Source organism: Streptomyces sp. NBC_00080, from assembly GCF_045041255.1.
GTDB lineage: Bacteria > Actinomycetota > Actinomycetes > Streptomycetales > Streptomycetaceae > Streptomyces > Streptomyces coriariae.
On the sequence record NZ_CP108235.1, the window covers coordinates 290,861 to 305,171 of the forward strand.

10 protein-coding genes and 1 pseudogene are annotated in these 14,311 nt (G+C 70.0%); 3 read left to right on the plus strand and 8 right to left on the minus strand.

The annotated features are described in order from the left end of the window. Nucleotides 1-203 precede the first annotated feature (203 nt). Nucleotides 204-1,007, minus strand: coding sequence for an SDR family oxidoreductase (locus OHU34_RS01380; protein ID WP_142270582.1), 804 nt, complete (start codon nucleotides 1,005-1,007; stop codon nucleotides 204-206). A gap of 171 nt (nucleotides 1,008-1,178) precedes the next feature. On the opposite strand from OHU34_RS01380, the gene arr reads away from it, so the two are divergent. Continuing rightward, nucleotides 1,179-1,589, plus strand: a complete 411-nt coding sequence (arr, locus tag OHU34_RS01385) for an NAD(+)--rifampin ADP-ribosyltransferase (protein WP_142270581.1) — start codon at nucleotides 1,179-1,181, stop codon at nucleotides 1,587-1,589. A 43-nt stretch (nucleotides 1,590-1,632) separates the two neighbouring features. Here the strand turns inward: arr and OHU34_RS01390 are convergent. From OHU34_RS01390 to OHU34_RS01400, 3 genes and pseudogenes are all read right to left on the minus strand, one after another. Beyond that, nucleotides 1,633-1,803: pseudogene (locus tag OHU34_RS01390) on the minus strand (transposase family protein); the annotation flags it as partial. Nucleotides 1,804-2,066: 263 nt separating this feature from the next. After that, entirely contained in the window at nucleotides 2,067-3,575 is a 1,509-nt protein-coding gene (locus tag OHU34_RS01395; RefSeq protein ID WP_405764157.1) for a DUF4246 domain-containing protein, read from the minus strand. 272 nt (nucleotides 3,576-3,847) lie between these two features. Beyond that, nucleotides 3,848-4,711 carry a LysR family transcriptional regulator gene (locus OHU34_RS01400; protein ID WP_142270579.1) on the minus strand — a complete coding sequence of 288 codons (864 nt, stop codon included), beginning with the start codon at nucleotides 4,709-4,711 and terminating at the stop codon, nucleotides 3,848-3,850. Nucleotides 4,712-4,804: 93 nt separating this feature from the next. Here OHU34_RS01400 and OHU34_RS01405 point away from each other — a divergent pair, with 93 nt between their 5' ends. Further along, the gene (locus OHU34_RS01405; protein ID WP_405764159.1) at nucleotides 4,805-5,686 is read left to right on the plus strand and encodes an aldo/keto reductase family oxidoreductase; all 882 of its coding nucleotides are present in this window, start codon (nucleotides 4,805-4,807) and stop codon (nucleotides 5,684-5,686) included. Nucleotides 5,687-5,923: 237 nt separating this feature from the next. Here OHU34_RS01405 and OHU34_RS01410 read toward each other — a convergent pair whose 3' ends face one another. The 3 genes from OHU34_RS01410 to OHU34_RS01420 are packed head-to-tail and all read right to left on the minus strand — an operon-like array spanning nucleotide 5,924 to nucleotide 11,657. Next, nucleotides 5,924-6,664, minus strand: a complete 741-nt coding sequence (locus OHU34_RS01410; RefSeq protein ID WP_142270577.1) for a hypothetical protein — start codon at nucleotides 6,662-6,664, stop codon at nucleotides 5,924-5,926. Beyond that, nucleotides 6,640-10,989, minus strand: coding sequence for a protein kinase domain-containing protein (locus OHU34_RS01415; RefSeq protein WP_405764161.1), 4,350 nt, complete (start codon nucleotides 10,987-10,989; stop codon nucleotides 6,640-6,642). Before OHU34_RS01415 ends, OHU34_RS01410 begins: the two co-directional genes overlap by 25 nt. A 5-nt stretch (nucleotides 10,990-10,994) precedes the next feature. Next, nucleotides 10,995-11,657, minus strand: coding sequence for a DUF7019 family protein (locus OHU34_RS01420; protein ID WP_230193516.1), 663 nt, complete (start codon nucleotides 11,655-11,657; stop codon nucleotides 10,995-10,997). Nucleotides 11,658-11,983: 326 nt separating this feature from the next. Here OHU34_RS01420 and OHU34_RS01425 point away from each other — a divergent pair, with 326 nt between their 5' ends. Then, entirely contained in the window at nucleotides 11,984-13,333 is a 1,350-nt protein-coding gene (locus OHU34_RS01425; protein WP_230193515.1) for a penicillin-binding transpeptidase domain-containing protein, read from the plus strand. A 378-nt stretch (nucleotides 13,334-13,711) separates the two neighbouring features. Here OHU34_RS01425 and OHU34_RS01430 read toward each other — a convergent pair whose 3' ends face one another. Beyond that, a complete protein-coding gene (locus OHU34_RS01430; RefSeq protein WP_230193513.1) occupies nucleotides 13,712-14,104 on the minus strand; it encodes a YciI family protein in 393 nt (130 codons plus the stop codon). Nucleotides 14,105-14,311: the final 207 nt, after the last annotated feature.

Genomic DNA, 14,311 nt, shown 5'->3' on the forward strand with positions numbered 1-14,311 from the left:
GGGACGGAGACTTCCCCTGTGGCCTGCTGTCCAACCCTGTCGGTGCGCGCGACTGCCCGTGGCCGCACAGAAGGGCCGGTCGCATCGACGCGCATCAGGGAGCACCCGTCAGCGAACGATGGCGAGCTCAATTCGGCCTCCTGCGCAAACGAACCCTGTCTGCCTGACCGAGCGTGTGCACTTGAGGATCGGACTCTGGGCGCCTACGCGAGGCCGCCGTTGCTCTTCAGCAGTTGCCCGTTGATCCACTCGCCCTCTCTGGAGCACAGGAAGTCCACGAGGTGCGCGGTGTCCTGCGGCGTGCCCAGTCGACCGAGCGGGGTGCTGCGGACGCAGTGCTCCCGGACTTCCTCGGGCATCCAGCCGGTGTCGACCGGCCCGGGATTGATCGCGTTCGCGGTCACGCCGAGGTGGGCGAGCTCGTGGGCGGCGGCCAGGGTGATGCGGTCCAGGGCTCCCTTGCTCGCCCCGTAGGGCAGGTTGCCGACTGTGTGATCACTGGTGAGGCTGACGATCCGGCCGGTTCCCCGTTCTGCGGTGAAGCGGCGTCCGAACTCGCGAATGAGCAGCCAGGTGGCGCGCGCGTTGACAGCGAAGTGCCGGTCGAAGCTCTCGACGGTGGTGTCAAGCAGCCCGGAGTCGAACGACTCGCAGTGACTCATCACCAGGGCGGTGACACTGCCCATACGCTGTTCCACCTCGTCGAAGACGCGTGCCGGGGCATCCGGGTCGGCGAGATCCGCCTCGATCGCGGTGGTGGACGCACCGTGTTCGGCCAGAGACCGGCTGATCACTTCGGTCGCGCCGGGCTCGCTGCCCCAGCTCATACGGTCGTCGTAGGGGGTCCAGTAGGTGAAGGCGATGTCCCAGCCGGATGCGGCCAGCCGACGGGCGATGCCCGCGCCGATACCGACGGTGCGGCCCACACCGGTGATCAGGGCGAGCGGGCGGTCGGCCGGAGAGCCTGGTCCGTTGGCAGGCTGGTCATGATCGGTACTCGTCGTCACGGGCCGGAATGGTTCACGAATGGCACCGCAGCGTCAATCGTTTTTCTTTGAAGGGTCTGCCGTGACTACCGGCAGGGCTAGATGATCCTTGCTATGGCGGGTGCGACAACGGCGTCCGAGCCATCGTGGATTGCTCGCCGTCACAACAGCTGGGTTTGATAACCTGCAGCGATGAACGAGGCGTTGGACGAGGGTCCGTTCTTTCACGGCACGAAGGCCGAGCTGCAGGTCGGAGATCACCTCACTGCCGGTTTCCGTTCCAACTACCGGCCCGAAATCGTGATGAACCACATCTACTTCACCGCATTGCGCGACGGCGCGGGACTCGCCGCCGAACTCGCCGCCGGCGACCGCGCCCCGCGCGTGTATGCCGTCGAGCCGACTGGGGAGTTCGAGAACGATCCCAACGTCACCGACAGGAAGTTCCCTGGCAATCCCACCCGCTCCTTCCGCAGCAGGGAACCGCTCCGGATCGTCGGCGAGGTCACCGACTGGACGCGACAGACACCCGAAGCCCTCCAGGTGTGGAGGGACCGGCTGGCCGCAATCCGTCTGGATGACCGCGCCGAAATCATCAACTAGGAGCTCGTGTGACGATCTTCTGCGTTCCCGGGTGCAGTCAGAATGAAGTCGAAACGCCGAACAGCGGCGCCAGTTGGCGCATCGTCAAGTTGGTGCGCCAGTAGGTCGCGACCAGCAGTAACCGGTCCTCGACCGGCAGACTCCACGGCCGTCCCCGTCGTCCCGCGTCGGCGCCCTCGCGGGGCAGTGCGATGACCAACTCGCCGAAGCAGCGCCCGACCGGTGAGCGGACCTGTTCAGTACGACTCGGCTGCCGTGGTCACACAGGCACACCATGATCATCTCATCCGGGGCCGACAGTTACGGGACAGGCCTCAGTCGGTCGGATCCGCCCCCGCACACCCCATCTTTCCGGACGGCACCTGCACTCGCCCCGGTCACGGAACGAGTACAGGTCACGGACCACGTACCCGACGCAGATGTCAAAATTGAATGTGCAGCCCACCCCGCGCAGCACGTGTCGAGGGCAGGAGATGTTCAGTGTTCGCAGAGGGAGAATTCTCGTTCGTAGAGTTGCTCGTTGTGTTCGTCGACGAAGAACTTTCGTTCCTGCATGAGTTGGTCGCGGTAGTCCTTGGCCTGTTCAAGCGTCATGGTCGAGGTATCGGACCATGGTTGTTGCGGTGGCACATCGGATGTCGAGACGATCTTTTCCGACGGGTCGACCAGGAAGAACGCGAGAATTTTTCGATATCCCGGGCGAGTGGGGTCCGTGAGGCGAAATGATCCGACGCGGTGTTGCAGAATGTTCGGGAACGCCAGGCAGCGGCCCGCTGGGGTCGATGCCGAACCCAGCAACTGGTTCAGTGCGTCTTCGTCCTCCAGGCCATAGACCTCGCGCAGACCGTTGTCGTCGTTCTGTTCGTAGTGTGGGTCATCGAGTGCCGCCCGGAAACTGAGCCGGCTTTCGGTGATGTTCTCGCTGTCCCAGTAGTAGATGCAGGTCGAGACAATCCGCTCGTTCATCATCCCCTCGACATGCCAGGAACCCCCTGCGTACTCAGGCTTGTCCGGTGTGAGATGAATGGTGGCAAGCTTGACGATGACTTGGAGACGGCGGCCTCGCAGGTCGACTCGGGCGGATGCATCGGGCAACTCGGGCGGAGCGAAGGCCGGAGCGTCCGGGATGACGGGACGGCGGTTTTCCCACCAGTCGTCCTGGGCCGCTTCCCATGCACGGACGGCTTCTGCGTAGGCCCCATCATCACTGTAGGAGGACTTGTCCGGATACTCCGGCTCCGAGTCGTACCACCCGTATGGATCGGCCTCGATCCGCAGCGGTCGCGGATGACGCAGATCGGTGAGCACGTTCTCCAGCAGTGGGCGCACGCATGCGAACAACTCCGGCAGAACGGAGGCCAGTTCACGATGCGCCTCGGGGTGGACGTTATTGACGTACGAACGGAAGACGGCATCTCCGTCGTCGCTGACGTCGACGTCCGTGGGTAGCCACTGGAATTTCTCAGAGAATTCGTACTTCGAGTAACGGTCCGTCGGGTTTCGCCAAGCCCAGTCGGGCGCAGCACTCACTCCTCTCACCAGGCAGAACAGCGAGGGATGAACCAGATCCAGTACCTGACCGTCGGATCCGGGGTGCCAGTCCTGTTCTGTTTCGGGGACCTGTTCCACAACCCGAACCGCCTCGCGCAGCCGGGACCTCAGCTTGTCGTCGACGAGTGTGTCCGAGTGCCACACACCGTCGACCGCGGACACCTCAACGCCGGTTCGTCCGTCCCGCAGCGCGGCGTAATGGAGGAGTTCGGCAAGCACGTAGCGAACCTGGGCTTCGGTGAGGCCTTGGGCGACCGCTTCTTGCGTCCACCTGGCGACGATGCCGGCATCGTTCATCTTGTCGAACCACCCCGGCTTCGCCCGAATGTGCGAGCTGCACTGCATCATCTGAAGTTCCCGCAGCGTTCGCGGGGGCGCGAACGATGCGGAACGGGAAGCACGAAACGGCAGGGGGAAAGCAGACAGGCCAGTCAATCTCTTGGTCCTCCCAGGAGGTGTGCGGTGGCGGGAAGGATACTTCAGCAGACTGACACCGCCTCCGGCGTCCTATGACTCCACATCAGCGGCGGCGAGGCGCTGATCGACCCGTGGTTCGCCATCCCTTCGTACGCCATCGGCACCGGGACGACCATCCAGGTCTCGACGAACGGCAGCCGGCTCCACCGAGCGGGGACGCACGGGTTGTTCACCCGGCGTGAGGGCCGGCGGTCGGGCAGTGTGTCGCGGCGATGGGATGCGAGGGCGGGTCACAGCCGTGTGGCCGTGCGGATCAGCCCGGCGAGGGCGAGGGAGCGACTGTGTGCGGGCCAGGCGATGTGGGTGACGACCGGGGGCGCGTCGGTCAGGGGGACGGCGGTGTGCTCGGCCCATAGCCAGGCGCGGGCCGATTCGGGGAAGACGGCCACCGTGCGTCCGAGGGCGATCAGCTGGGCCAGCTGCGTCTGGTCGTGGATCTCGGGGCCCGGGCCGGGCGGGTACGTGCCGTTGCGAGACCAGCGGGCGAGCGGGAGTTCGGGGATTTCGCCGACGTCGGCCAGGGACAGAGTTCGCTGCGCGGCCAGCGGATGCCCGGCGGGCAGGACAGCGATCTGCCCCTCGGTCATCAGTTCCTCGCTGTCGAACCCGGCGAGGGAGTTGAACGGCGCGTGCATGAGCGCCACATCAGCGCGGCCATCGCGCAGCATCCCTTCCTGCTCACACGTGCCGCTCGGTAGCACCTCGATCTCGGCAGCGTCGGGCTCGGCCGCGTAGGCGTCGAGGAGCTTGTGCAGCAGCTCGTGAGACGCGCCCGCCTTCACCGCCAGCACCAGGCGGTTGCGGGGGCCGCCCGCACTGTCGGCGCCCCCGGCGCGACGGGTACGGCGAGCGGCAGCGGTGGTCGCGTCGAGAGCTGCGCGGCCCTCGTGCAGCAGCATCTCTCCGGCGCTGGTCAGGGAGACGCCGCGGCGGTTGCGTGTCAGCAGGCAGACGCCCAGGCGCCGCTCGAGCTGCTGGATCGCGCGGGACAGCGGAGGCTGGGCCATGCCGAGGCGCTCGGCGGCGCGGCCGAAGTGCAGTTCCTCCGCGACGGCCAGGAAGTACCTCAACTCGCGGGTCTCCAAGGTGTCCATGGCCACAACGTACCTCGGTGATACCCACCGGGTATGACAGGGCACTGTATCGGTATTGGATGCGGTGGCTGCCCGCGAGCGAGCATCGACGGCATGACCGAAGATACGAACACACCCTCCGCGTCACTGCCCGGCGGGACGTGGACCCTCGGCGATTTCACCGTCACCCGCTTCGGCTACGGCGCCATGCAGCTCGCCGGTCCCGGGGTCATGGGCCCGCCCGCCGACCGCGACGGCGCGCTGGCGGTACTGCGTGAGGCCGCCGGCCTCGGGATCAGCCATTTCGACACAGCCGGTGCGTACGGGCCACGCGTCACCAACCAGCTGATCCGCGAAGCGCTGCACCCCTGTTCCGAATCGCTGCACATCGTGACCAAGGTCGGCTCGGTCCGCGATCAGCAGGGCGGCTGGCCCCCGGCCCGTCGGCCCGAGGACCTGCGCCGCGCCGTCCACGAAAACCTCGAGGACCTCGACCGCGATTCGCTCGACGTGGTCAACCTCCGGCTCGGCAACGCTCAGGGGCCCCGGCCCGGCTCGCTCGCCGAACCCTTCGAGACCCTCGTCGAACTTCAGCAGCAGGGTCTGATCCGGCACCTCGGAGTCAGCAACGCCACGACGGAGCAGGTCGCCGAGGCGCAGGCGATAGCGCCGATCGTGTGTGTGCAGAACATGTACAACCTCGCCCACCGTCACGACGACGAGCTGATCGACGAACTCGCCGACCAGGGCATCGCCTACGTGCCCTTCTTCCCGCTCGGCGGCTTCACCCCGCTGCAGTCCACAGCGCTTTCCGCCGTGGCCGCCCGGCTGGACACGACGCCGATGTCGGTCGCCCTGGCCTGGCTGTTGCGGCGGTCGCCGAACATCCTGCTCATTCCCGGCACCTCGTCGGTGGCGCACCTGCGCGAGAACGTCGTCGGCGCGGGACTGTCGCTCTCCGAGGAGGAACTCGCCGAGTTGGACAAGATCGGCTGATGGCAGGACGCAGGCCGGCCCGCGCAAGACGAAGGGGCGGTGGCGTATGACGTGATGCGTGCCCCATGGTTGGTGACCGAGGGACGTGCGCGCTCATGCCGCTGTGCGGTGGCGCCGCTGGAGGTGGCTCCACCGCGCGTCGGTGGCTTTAGGACATGTCCGCCCACGCAGGAGTATCCGACTTGCGCTCGGCATCGGGATGTTGCGGGACGTCGGAAACGTTCGCGGTGGGTTTCCTCAGGCCGGCACTTCCAGCTCGATACCGCCGATCCGGTAGCTCAGTCGCCGATCGGACCGGGTCCCGGTCCTACGGGCGCCTTTCAGATTCTTCATGAAGACCTTGCGCTGGGCCGAGCTGACGGAACGCCAGCGCAACTCGAGGACCGGGCGCACCGGCGGAACGAGGTCACGCACCCGCTCGTCGACCTGGGCGAGGCCGGTTTCGTAGTCGTCGTCCGGCCGGTAGACCAGATCGATGTCGACCGACGGCTCGGTGCCGCCGGCCTGGTGGTGACAGGCTGTGAGCCAGCCGGCGACCCAGTCGAGCGCGATCCGCACCGTGGAAGAGATCTGCTCCTGCCACTCGCCCAGGTAAGGCGCGTTCACCGACTCCGCGGTCACTTCCTCCGGCATCACGATCAGCCCGCGGACCGCGATGCCGAGCAGTTCGACGTGGATGCGCGGCCACCGGCCGCTCGCTTCGATCCGGAAGCGGGGAAAGTGCCCCGCCATGCCCATCCCCGTCCGCAGTTGAGCCCAGTTCATCACGTCGACCGGTGGCCGGTCGGGCGTGTAGGGCCCGGTCGTCCGATGCCCTAGCTCTCTGGGGCGCATCATGAACACGGCCGTGAACTCGTGGCCTCGCAACGTCATGCTCACGGGGAAGAACGCCCCGATCTCGCCCATGAACACCTTGCCGGTGATCAGAGCTTCGGTACCGGACCGACCCGGGATCATCGCCGCCTCCTCCATCGCCACCGCGCCGGCTTGTCCGGCGCCTGCGCCGGCCCCCGCACGCTGTCCAGCTCGGTCTGGACGGCGAGCGTGTCCGGGTGGTCGTCGCCCAGCCGCAGCCGCCACTTCGCCAGCACCTCACGCAGGACCGGCTCGGCCTCGTCCGGTCGCCCGAGCCGGTGGTGCACACGCGCCAGCCCCACCCGGGCGTCGAGCGTCCGGCCGTCGTCGCGGCCGAAGCGCCTCACGAGCCGGGGCAGCAGGTCGTCGTACAACCGCTCCGCTTCCGTGTGCTCGCCGCCGGCCGACAGCAGGGACGCGAGCGCCGCGGTCGCCGCCAGGGTGGCCGGGTCGTCCGGCCCCAGGTCCTGTGCGCGCTCTGCGGTCACCGCCCGGACCAGGGCCAGGGCTTCCGGTTCCCGGTGCAGGTCGGTGAGGACCGCGGCCCAGCCGAGCATCGCGCCCTGGGTTTCGACGTGCCCGGCGTCCCAGAGGTGGGAGCGGACGTCGACGACGAGTTGCCACGCGTGCTCGGCCGCGGCCAGGTCGCCCTCGCGGTGCAGGACCGGGGCGGCCTCGGCGAGTGTGACGAGATCGTCCTGCAGTTGCCCGGCGAAGTAGCCGGCCCAGAACGTCTCGGACCTGTTCAGCTCTTCCTCCGGTCGCAGCAGCAGCGCGAGTCGTTCGGCCGTGCTCGGTAGGGGGGTGGGCTCCCGGGCCGCCGCGTCCTCGGCCACGAAGCGCACGTACAGCCGGTAGCCGGTATCGGTGCGCGAAAGGATCTTGTCCAGTTCGCCGGCGAGGTCCAGGGTGCGGGAGACGGCGTGCCGCTGCCGGTCGCCGAGGCGGGCGCACGCCTCGACGAGCGCCGGGCGGTCGTCTTCGCGGGAAGGCAGCGGAACGGCGACCTCGGCCCGCAGCTCGTCGAGCACGGGCTCGGCCTCCGGCCGCAGGGAACCGGTCGCCGAGCCGAAGTCGTACTCCCAGTCCAGGGCCCAGGTGAGCAGGCGCCCGTGCTCGTCGCCGGCCAGGAGCAGGGCGCCGTCGGGGGCCAGCGCGACGTGCGTGACCGCGTCCGAGAGGCCGGTGAAGGCGCGCAGTTGCCGGCCGGTCGTGAGGTCCCACAACCGGGCCTTGCGGTCCTCCCCGCCGGACGCCGCGAGCCGGAAGTCCGGTGTGACAGCCAGACTCCGCACGATGCCGGTGTGCCCGGCCAGGACGTGGACGCAGCGAGCGCCCAGGACGTCCCACAGCCGCACGGTGCCGTCGACCGAGCAGGACAGCAGCCGCCGGGCGTCCGGGCTCGGCAGGACGTCGACCACGGCGTCCGTGTGCCCGGTGAGCACCACCTCGCACTGTCCGTCGGCGGTCCGCCAGACCCGCACCGCGGCGTCGGCGCCACCGGTGACCACGAACCGGCTGTCGTCACTCAGCCGTGCGGCGCCGATCCACTCGTCGTGCCCGCGCAGCACCCACCGGAGTTCGCCTTCGCGCAGATCCCAGATCCTCACGCTGACGTCCTGGCCGCGAGAGAGCCCGTAGCGGCGATCGGCGCCGACTGCCACGTCCAGCACCGCCCCCGAGTGCGCCTCCCAGCGCCCGATGGTCCGACCGCTGCCGATGTCCCAGGCCGCGACCACGCCGTCGGCGGTTCCCGAGAGAGCCACCTGGCCGTCCTCGCTGACCGCGACGTAGTACACGCGGTCGCGGGGGCTGGTGAACAGCTGGACGATCCGCCTGTCGCGCGGGTGCCAGGCGACGACCCGGCCGTCCTCGCCCCCGGACACCGCGAGCCGGCCGTCGGCGGTCATCGCCAAGGCGCTGATGTGGCCGGTGTGCAGGCTGAGCGTGTGCAGCAGTTGCCCGGTCTCGACGTCGAAGACCCATACTTCGGCGGCGTTCCCGGCGCGGGCGAGCGCGGTGGGGCTGCGGCCGCTGAACTCCAGCGCCCACGACCGGCCGTCCTCCGGGACGATACGGCCTGCGGACCAGGCGTCGGCGAGCTCGGTCCGGCGGCCCAGGGCGCCGAGCCGGCGCCAGAGGCGCACCGGCTCGACGTGGCGGAGGTGCCCTGGCAGCGCGCGAGCCGCACGGATCCGGCCTGCCGCCTCGTCGAGCCGCCCGGCGCCGGCCAGCGTGGTTGCCTCCGCCAGCAGCGCGGCCGCCCGGGCGGCGGTGGCGGCGACGTCCGGGGCTTCGTGCGGGCGGACGTAACTCCACGGGGCCGGTGGCCCCGCGGGCGGCAGGTGCCACACCCGTACGGACTTCCCCTCGGCGGTCACGGCGACTCGCCCGGCCGCGCTCAGCGCGACCTCTTTGGTGTCGGGCGTCGGGTCCAGGGACAGGCGGCACCGGCCACTGCTCAGGTCCCACACCCGCGACGGCTCGTCGCGGCCGCCGCTGGAGAAGCCGACCGTGCCGTCCAGGTTGACGGCGATCCGGCCGTAGCCGGTCTTCAGCTCCCGCAGGGGTTCGCCGGACGCCAGATCGACCAGCCGGACGTCGGTGCTGCCGAGGCCGACCACGGCGAGGCGGCCGTCGCCGCTGAACCACGCCTCCATCCGGGTGCTCTCGAACCGGTGCACCAGCTCGCCCGTGCGGACGTCGTACACGGAGTTCGTGTGGCGCCGGTGATCGACGACGGAACACAGGGTGCCCTGGGCGCCCAGGACGTCCGCCTTGTTCTCGAACTGCCGCACGTCCAGGGGTTCGCGCGTCTCGAGGTCCCAGGTGACGGTTTCCCCTTCGAAGCCGCTGGTGACCGCGTGCCGCTGATCCGCCGTCAGCGCGACCAGGCCCACCCAGCTGGGGTGGCCGGGCAGTTCGAACCCGGCCGCGGCTTCGAGGTCGAGCACGAGCGCCCGTCCGATGTCCCCGCCGACGACCACGAGCTGTCCGTCGTCGCGCACCGCCAGAGCCGAGGCCCGGTACTTCTCGAGCTCGAACCGTCGCCGGCACTCCTTCGACGGCACGTCCCAGATGCGCAGACCGCCGGAGCGGTCGGCCGAGACCGCGACCCGGCCGTCCGGGGTCAGCGCGACGGCGGTGACCCGGTCTTCGTGCTCCTCCGGCAGAACCGACTGCGCGGGGGCGGGTGCGTGCTCGACCGACGAGAGCGCGGCGGCGGCCTGCGGGTCGCCGGGCGTCCGCGCGACCATGTCCCGCAGCAGCACGGCCGCCGCGACCGGATCACCGCGTTCCCGGTGCACCAGCGCGAGCAGGTACGTCCCCACGCCGTCACCCGGATCGCCGAACCGCACGGATTCCAGCTCGTCGACCAGCTCTGCGTCGGTGATCACCCCGGTCCGCCACCGGTGCAGCCCGCGGTTGTAGCGGGCGTGCGGGTGGTGCGGATCCGCCCGCAGAGCCCGGCTCCAGAACTCCTCGGCGCTCTCGCGGCGACCGAGGTCCAGCATGGACAGTGCGTGGTTGGACAGGCCGTCGGCGAGCAGGGTGGCCGCCGCCGGGGCGCGCCGGGGGTACGGGCCGACCTCCCGCTCGTGGACTCGGATCAGGCGCTCCGCGAGCGGCCCGAGTCGGCCGGGACGCGCGGCCGGCGCCTCGGTGAAGCACTCGCGCAGCAGATCCGCCACCTCACCCGGCATCGGCAGGATCGCGTCCGGGGCCCCGGAGCGGGCGAAACCGTCCAGGACGGCGCCCGCCGCGGTCCCGTCCGGGTCCGGTGGCCGGCCGAGGAACATTTCGAGCACGGTGACCGCCCAGGACCAGGTGTCCGTGGCCGTCGTGAGCCCGCCCGGCGACCGCGCCTGTTCCGGCGAGCAGTACGCGGGAGTCAGGCCGCCGCGGCTGACGAGCGGATCCGCGTCCCCGGTGTCCTCCCCGGTGACCATGCGGGCCCGGGCCATGCCGAAGTCGGTGACCTTGACCGTGCCGTCCCGGGTGAGCATCACGTTGGCGGGCTTGACGTCCTGGTGCACGACCCCGTTCTCGTGTGCGTGGTCGAGTCCCCACGCGGACTGGATGGCGACGTCCAGCAGGGATGCCAGGGGGGCGTTCCCGTAGAGGCTCCGGCTCCGGACGGCTTCGGCCAGGCTGCCGCCGTCCGCCCATTCCGCGAAGACCCGTGGCACGCCGTCGAGGGTGCGGACGTACACGCAGTTCGCGAGGTGCGGGTGCAGGCCCAGCCCGACCCACACCTCGGCTTCCCGTTCGAAGTCCCGGATCGCGTCGGGCGAGCGGACCAGGGCCCGGCGCGGGGTCTTCACCGCCAGGTCGATGTCCCAGCCGCGGTGCCGGACCCGGTGCACCAGTCCCATGCCGCCGGTGCGGACCACGTCCAGGACCTCGTAGAGGTCGAGGATCAGGTCCCCGCGGTGCCACGCTCGCATCGTCGTCAGTCGACGATGGCGACGTACACCGGCGTCCCGAGCAGCACCGACTTGGCCGTGCCGTCCGGGCTGTCGCCGTGCAGCAGGCGTTTGGCCACGAACTCGACGTTCTGCGCCGGCCACCGCAGGCCGGTCACGGCGCCCTGCACCCGGGCGAGTGCGGCGCGATCGGCCCGGTCGAGGTCGCCGTCCACCGCGTCGGCGACGTACTCGTCCTCCAGGTCCGAGGTGACTCCCAGCCCGTCGAGCATGGAGGACATCATCGACCGCCCCACCCCGTGCGCCTCAGCGTTCGGCACGGAGTCGCACACATGCCTGTAGGAGCCGCCCAGCCCGACGACCGTGTCCCCGCTCCGCCCGCCGAAGAAGACCAGCGAGGCCGTGGGATCGCCGGGGAACGCCCCCCAGCGCATCGGCAGCGATCCCCAGAAGAACTGACCCGGTTCGTCCACCGTGCCGAGATCACCGTGATCGCGCAGGTATCCGACGACGGTCTCCAGCCGGCCGATCCGGTCGTCGGGCGGGCCCTCTGTCGTTCGCTTCGCCGACAGCACCGTGAGATTCACGCCCAGTTCCGTCGTGCGTTTCGCCCCGGACCTGGGTTCGATCTGCGGCAACAGCATGTTGATCTTGCTGTCGCTGACGTAGACGTAGTAGCTGAACGACATTGCCAGCTCCCTCCCAGGCCTTGGCCTGCCCCAGCGTAGCGATCAGGGCCCGATGCGAGCCATCAATTGCGCGAGGCGGGCAGCACAGGGCGCTGCGCCCGGCGCTCCGATCGGGGTGAGGCGCGCAGCCAGGAGACCACGTCGCGATCACGCGAGCGCGAGCAGAAGCGAGGAACTCCCTGCAAGAACGCGTCCCCGAGCTCGGCTCCTCGCTCCCCGCCCCCATCTGACAGGATGACTGCGCAGATGCTGACACGGCGGGCCCGCGAGCGCGGCGACCTGGCCCAACTAACCGCCCGCTTCGGCGATTTCCCTAGAATGCGGCCATGCACACGACCACGAGAGAGGCGCTTCGCGTCTCGGGGGTTCTCGTTGCTCTCGCCACCGTGACGAGCGGCTGCAGCCAGGACACGCACACCGGCACCGGCGACAAGTCCCCGGCGGAGCACACCTCCCCGCCCGCGTCGAAACGCGGGCTGGGCGACATTCTCGTCGGCGGGAAAGCCGTCACCGGTTCGCAGCCCACCAACCTCCCGAAGGCCCCCTACCGGCGCACCTACACCAACGGCCCCCTCTACGCGCCCATCACGGGCTACCGGTCGATGGCGTACGGCCGCACCGGCCTCGAGGCCCTGTACGACGACTCGCTGAGCGCCGGCGCGCCCGGTGACGTCGTGACGACCATCGAACCCGCCGTCCAGAAGGCCGCGTTCGAGGCGCTGGGTGACCGCCAGGGCGCCGCGGTGGCGCTCGACGCGGAGTCCGGCAAGCTCCTCGCCCTCGTGAGTACGCCTTCCTACGATCCGGCGCAGTTCAGCGGCCGAGGCGGAAAGGACGCCCAGGCGTGGAAGTCGGCCACCGCCGACAGCCGTTCACCGATGCTCAACCGGGCCCTGAAACAGGCCGATGCGCCGGGGGCTACCTTCAGCGTCGTCGTCGCGGCCGCCGCCCTGGACCAGGGCCTCTATACAACGGTGGACGACGCCACCGTCAGCCCGCTCACCTATGTGCTCCCCCTCTCGACGACGCGGGTGACCGGCGCGTCGTCGCAGTGCGAGAACGCCTCCATCAGACTGGCGCTGCGCCGCTCCTGCGCCAACGTGTTCACCAAGATGGCCGCCGAGCTCGGTCAGGGCCGACTCCGTGCCGCGGCCCGGAAGTTCGGCTTCGACGACGACACGCTCAAGGTGCCCCTGTCGGTCGCCGAGAGCAGCTACCCCGGGGACAGCACCACGGCCCCCGAGGCGGCCCTGACCGGGATGGGAGCCGGGGACGTCCGGGCGACTCCGCTGGAGATGGCGCGAGTCGCGGCCGCGGTCGCCAACGGCGGGCAGCTGGTGTCCCCGCAGTTGGTGGAACGGGTGACGACGGCAGACGGCACCACGCAGCGCCCCGAGACCGCCGACGGGGGTTCCGCCGGGCAGGCGATGTCCCGGGGCACGGCTGACGCCTTGCAGGCGGCACTGGGCACCGGTGGACAGACGGGGTGGGTCCCCAGCGGTGACGGCGACCTGGCCGCCTCGTGGTTCATCGGCTCAGCGCAGGCGAGCGACGGACGGCGCGTTGCCGTGGCGGTCCGCGTCGAGGACCTGCCTTCGGCGGCCGGGGCCGAGGAGCCCGTCGGCGGACGGGCGGCGGCCGAGGTGGCGGAGAAGATCCTCGCGAGCGTCCCCTGACCGGGGCCGCTCGCGCCGCGGCGCCGCATCCGTGACTCGGAGAGGCGACTTCGAGCACGGATGCCGCCATGTGCGTGCGTGCCGGCGGCGAGGTCGACGACGGCGCGCAGCACGCCGAGCCGAAAGCGGCAGCGGGCCGGACAGCCCCGAGCGCGGTTGGAGGAGGTCGGCGAGGGCGGGACGGAGCATGGCGGCACAGTGCTCGGCGGCGGGGCGTAGTAGCGCAGTCGGCAAGCCGGGCGCACCTCGACACCGACCGTTGCCGCCCCCAGGCCGCTGCCGTTCTCGGTCCGGACGGGGCCGTGGACTGGCTGGTCCGCGCCCGCGAGATCGACGAACGCAGGTCACCCGGTTCCGGGCGCTGCCACGGACGGCGGCTCAGGCCGCCGTCGGGTCTCCGGGGATCACGTGCACCTCGACCGGGTCGTTGCCGGGCTTCCCGCCAGGGCCGGGACACGCCGACGCTCGTGCGGCGATCTCCAGGGCCCGATCCTCGCTCTTGACGTCGACCACCCAGTACCCGGCCAGGATGCGTCCCGCCTCGGCCGGCCCGTCGGTCACCTGCGGCCGTCCGTCGCTTCCGGCCCGCACCGTCTTGACCAGCGAAGGGCCTCCGAGGCCTTGCCCGTCCACCCATTCCCCCGCGGACGTGAGGTCCGCGTTGAGAGAGTTCATGTGGGCGAACATGGCCTCCATGTCGTCCTTGGAGTACGAGGACATGATGGTGTCCCACTGGGCGGCAGGCACATTCATCTGGATCATGTACTTCATGTTCCTCACCCTTCCGGAGCGGCTTCTGCGCTTCTGAGCGCTTGCAAAGAGGTGGACGGCTGGGAACGGCGAAACTCATCGGTGCCCTCCGACGCTGTTTTCTCCTCGTACTCAAGACGAAGCCCTCCTCGCCCGCCATCTCGGAGGGGCGATCGCCGCCGGCTCACCGTGTGCGCCCATACGTCGGCGTGGGCAGATTCGCGCAGG

What these genes read in the sequence shown, in the direction of transcription:
- OHU34_RS01430 (WP_230193513.1), bottom strand. Translation starts at nt 14,104, where the DNA reads ATGAAGTACATGATCCAGATGAATGTGCCTGCCGCCCAGTGGGACACC.
- OHU34_RS01405 (WP_405764159.1), top strand. Translation starts at nt 4,805, where the DNA reads ATGACCGAAGATACGAACACACCCTCCGCGTCACTGCCCGGCGGGACG.
- OHU34_RS01415 (WP_405764161.1), bottom strand. Translation starts at nt 10,989, where the DNA reads ATGCGAGCGTGGCACCGCGGGGACCTGATCCTCGACCTCTACGAGGTC.
- OHU34_RS01400 (WP_142270579.1), bottom strand. Translation starts at nt 4,711, where the DNA reads ATGGACACCTTGGAGACCCGCGAGTTGAGGTACTTCCTGGCCGTCGCG.
- arr (WP_142270581.1), top strand. Translation starts at nt 1,179, where the DNA reads ATGAACGAGGCGTTGGACGAGGGTCCGTTCTTTCACGGCACGAAGGCC.
- OHU34_RS01425 (WP_230193515.1), top strand. Translation starts at nt 11,984, where the DNA reads ATGCACACGACCACGAGAGAGGCGCTTCGCGTCTCGGGGGTTCTCGTT.
- OHU34_RS01420 (WP_230193516.1), bottom strand. Translation starts at nt 11,657, where the DNA reads ATGTCGTTCAGCTACTACGTCTACGTCAGCGACAGCAAGATCAACATG.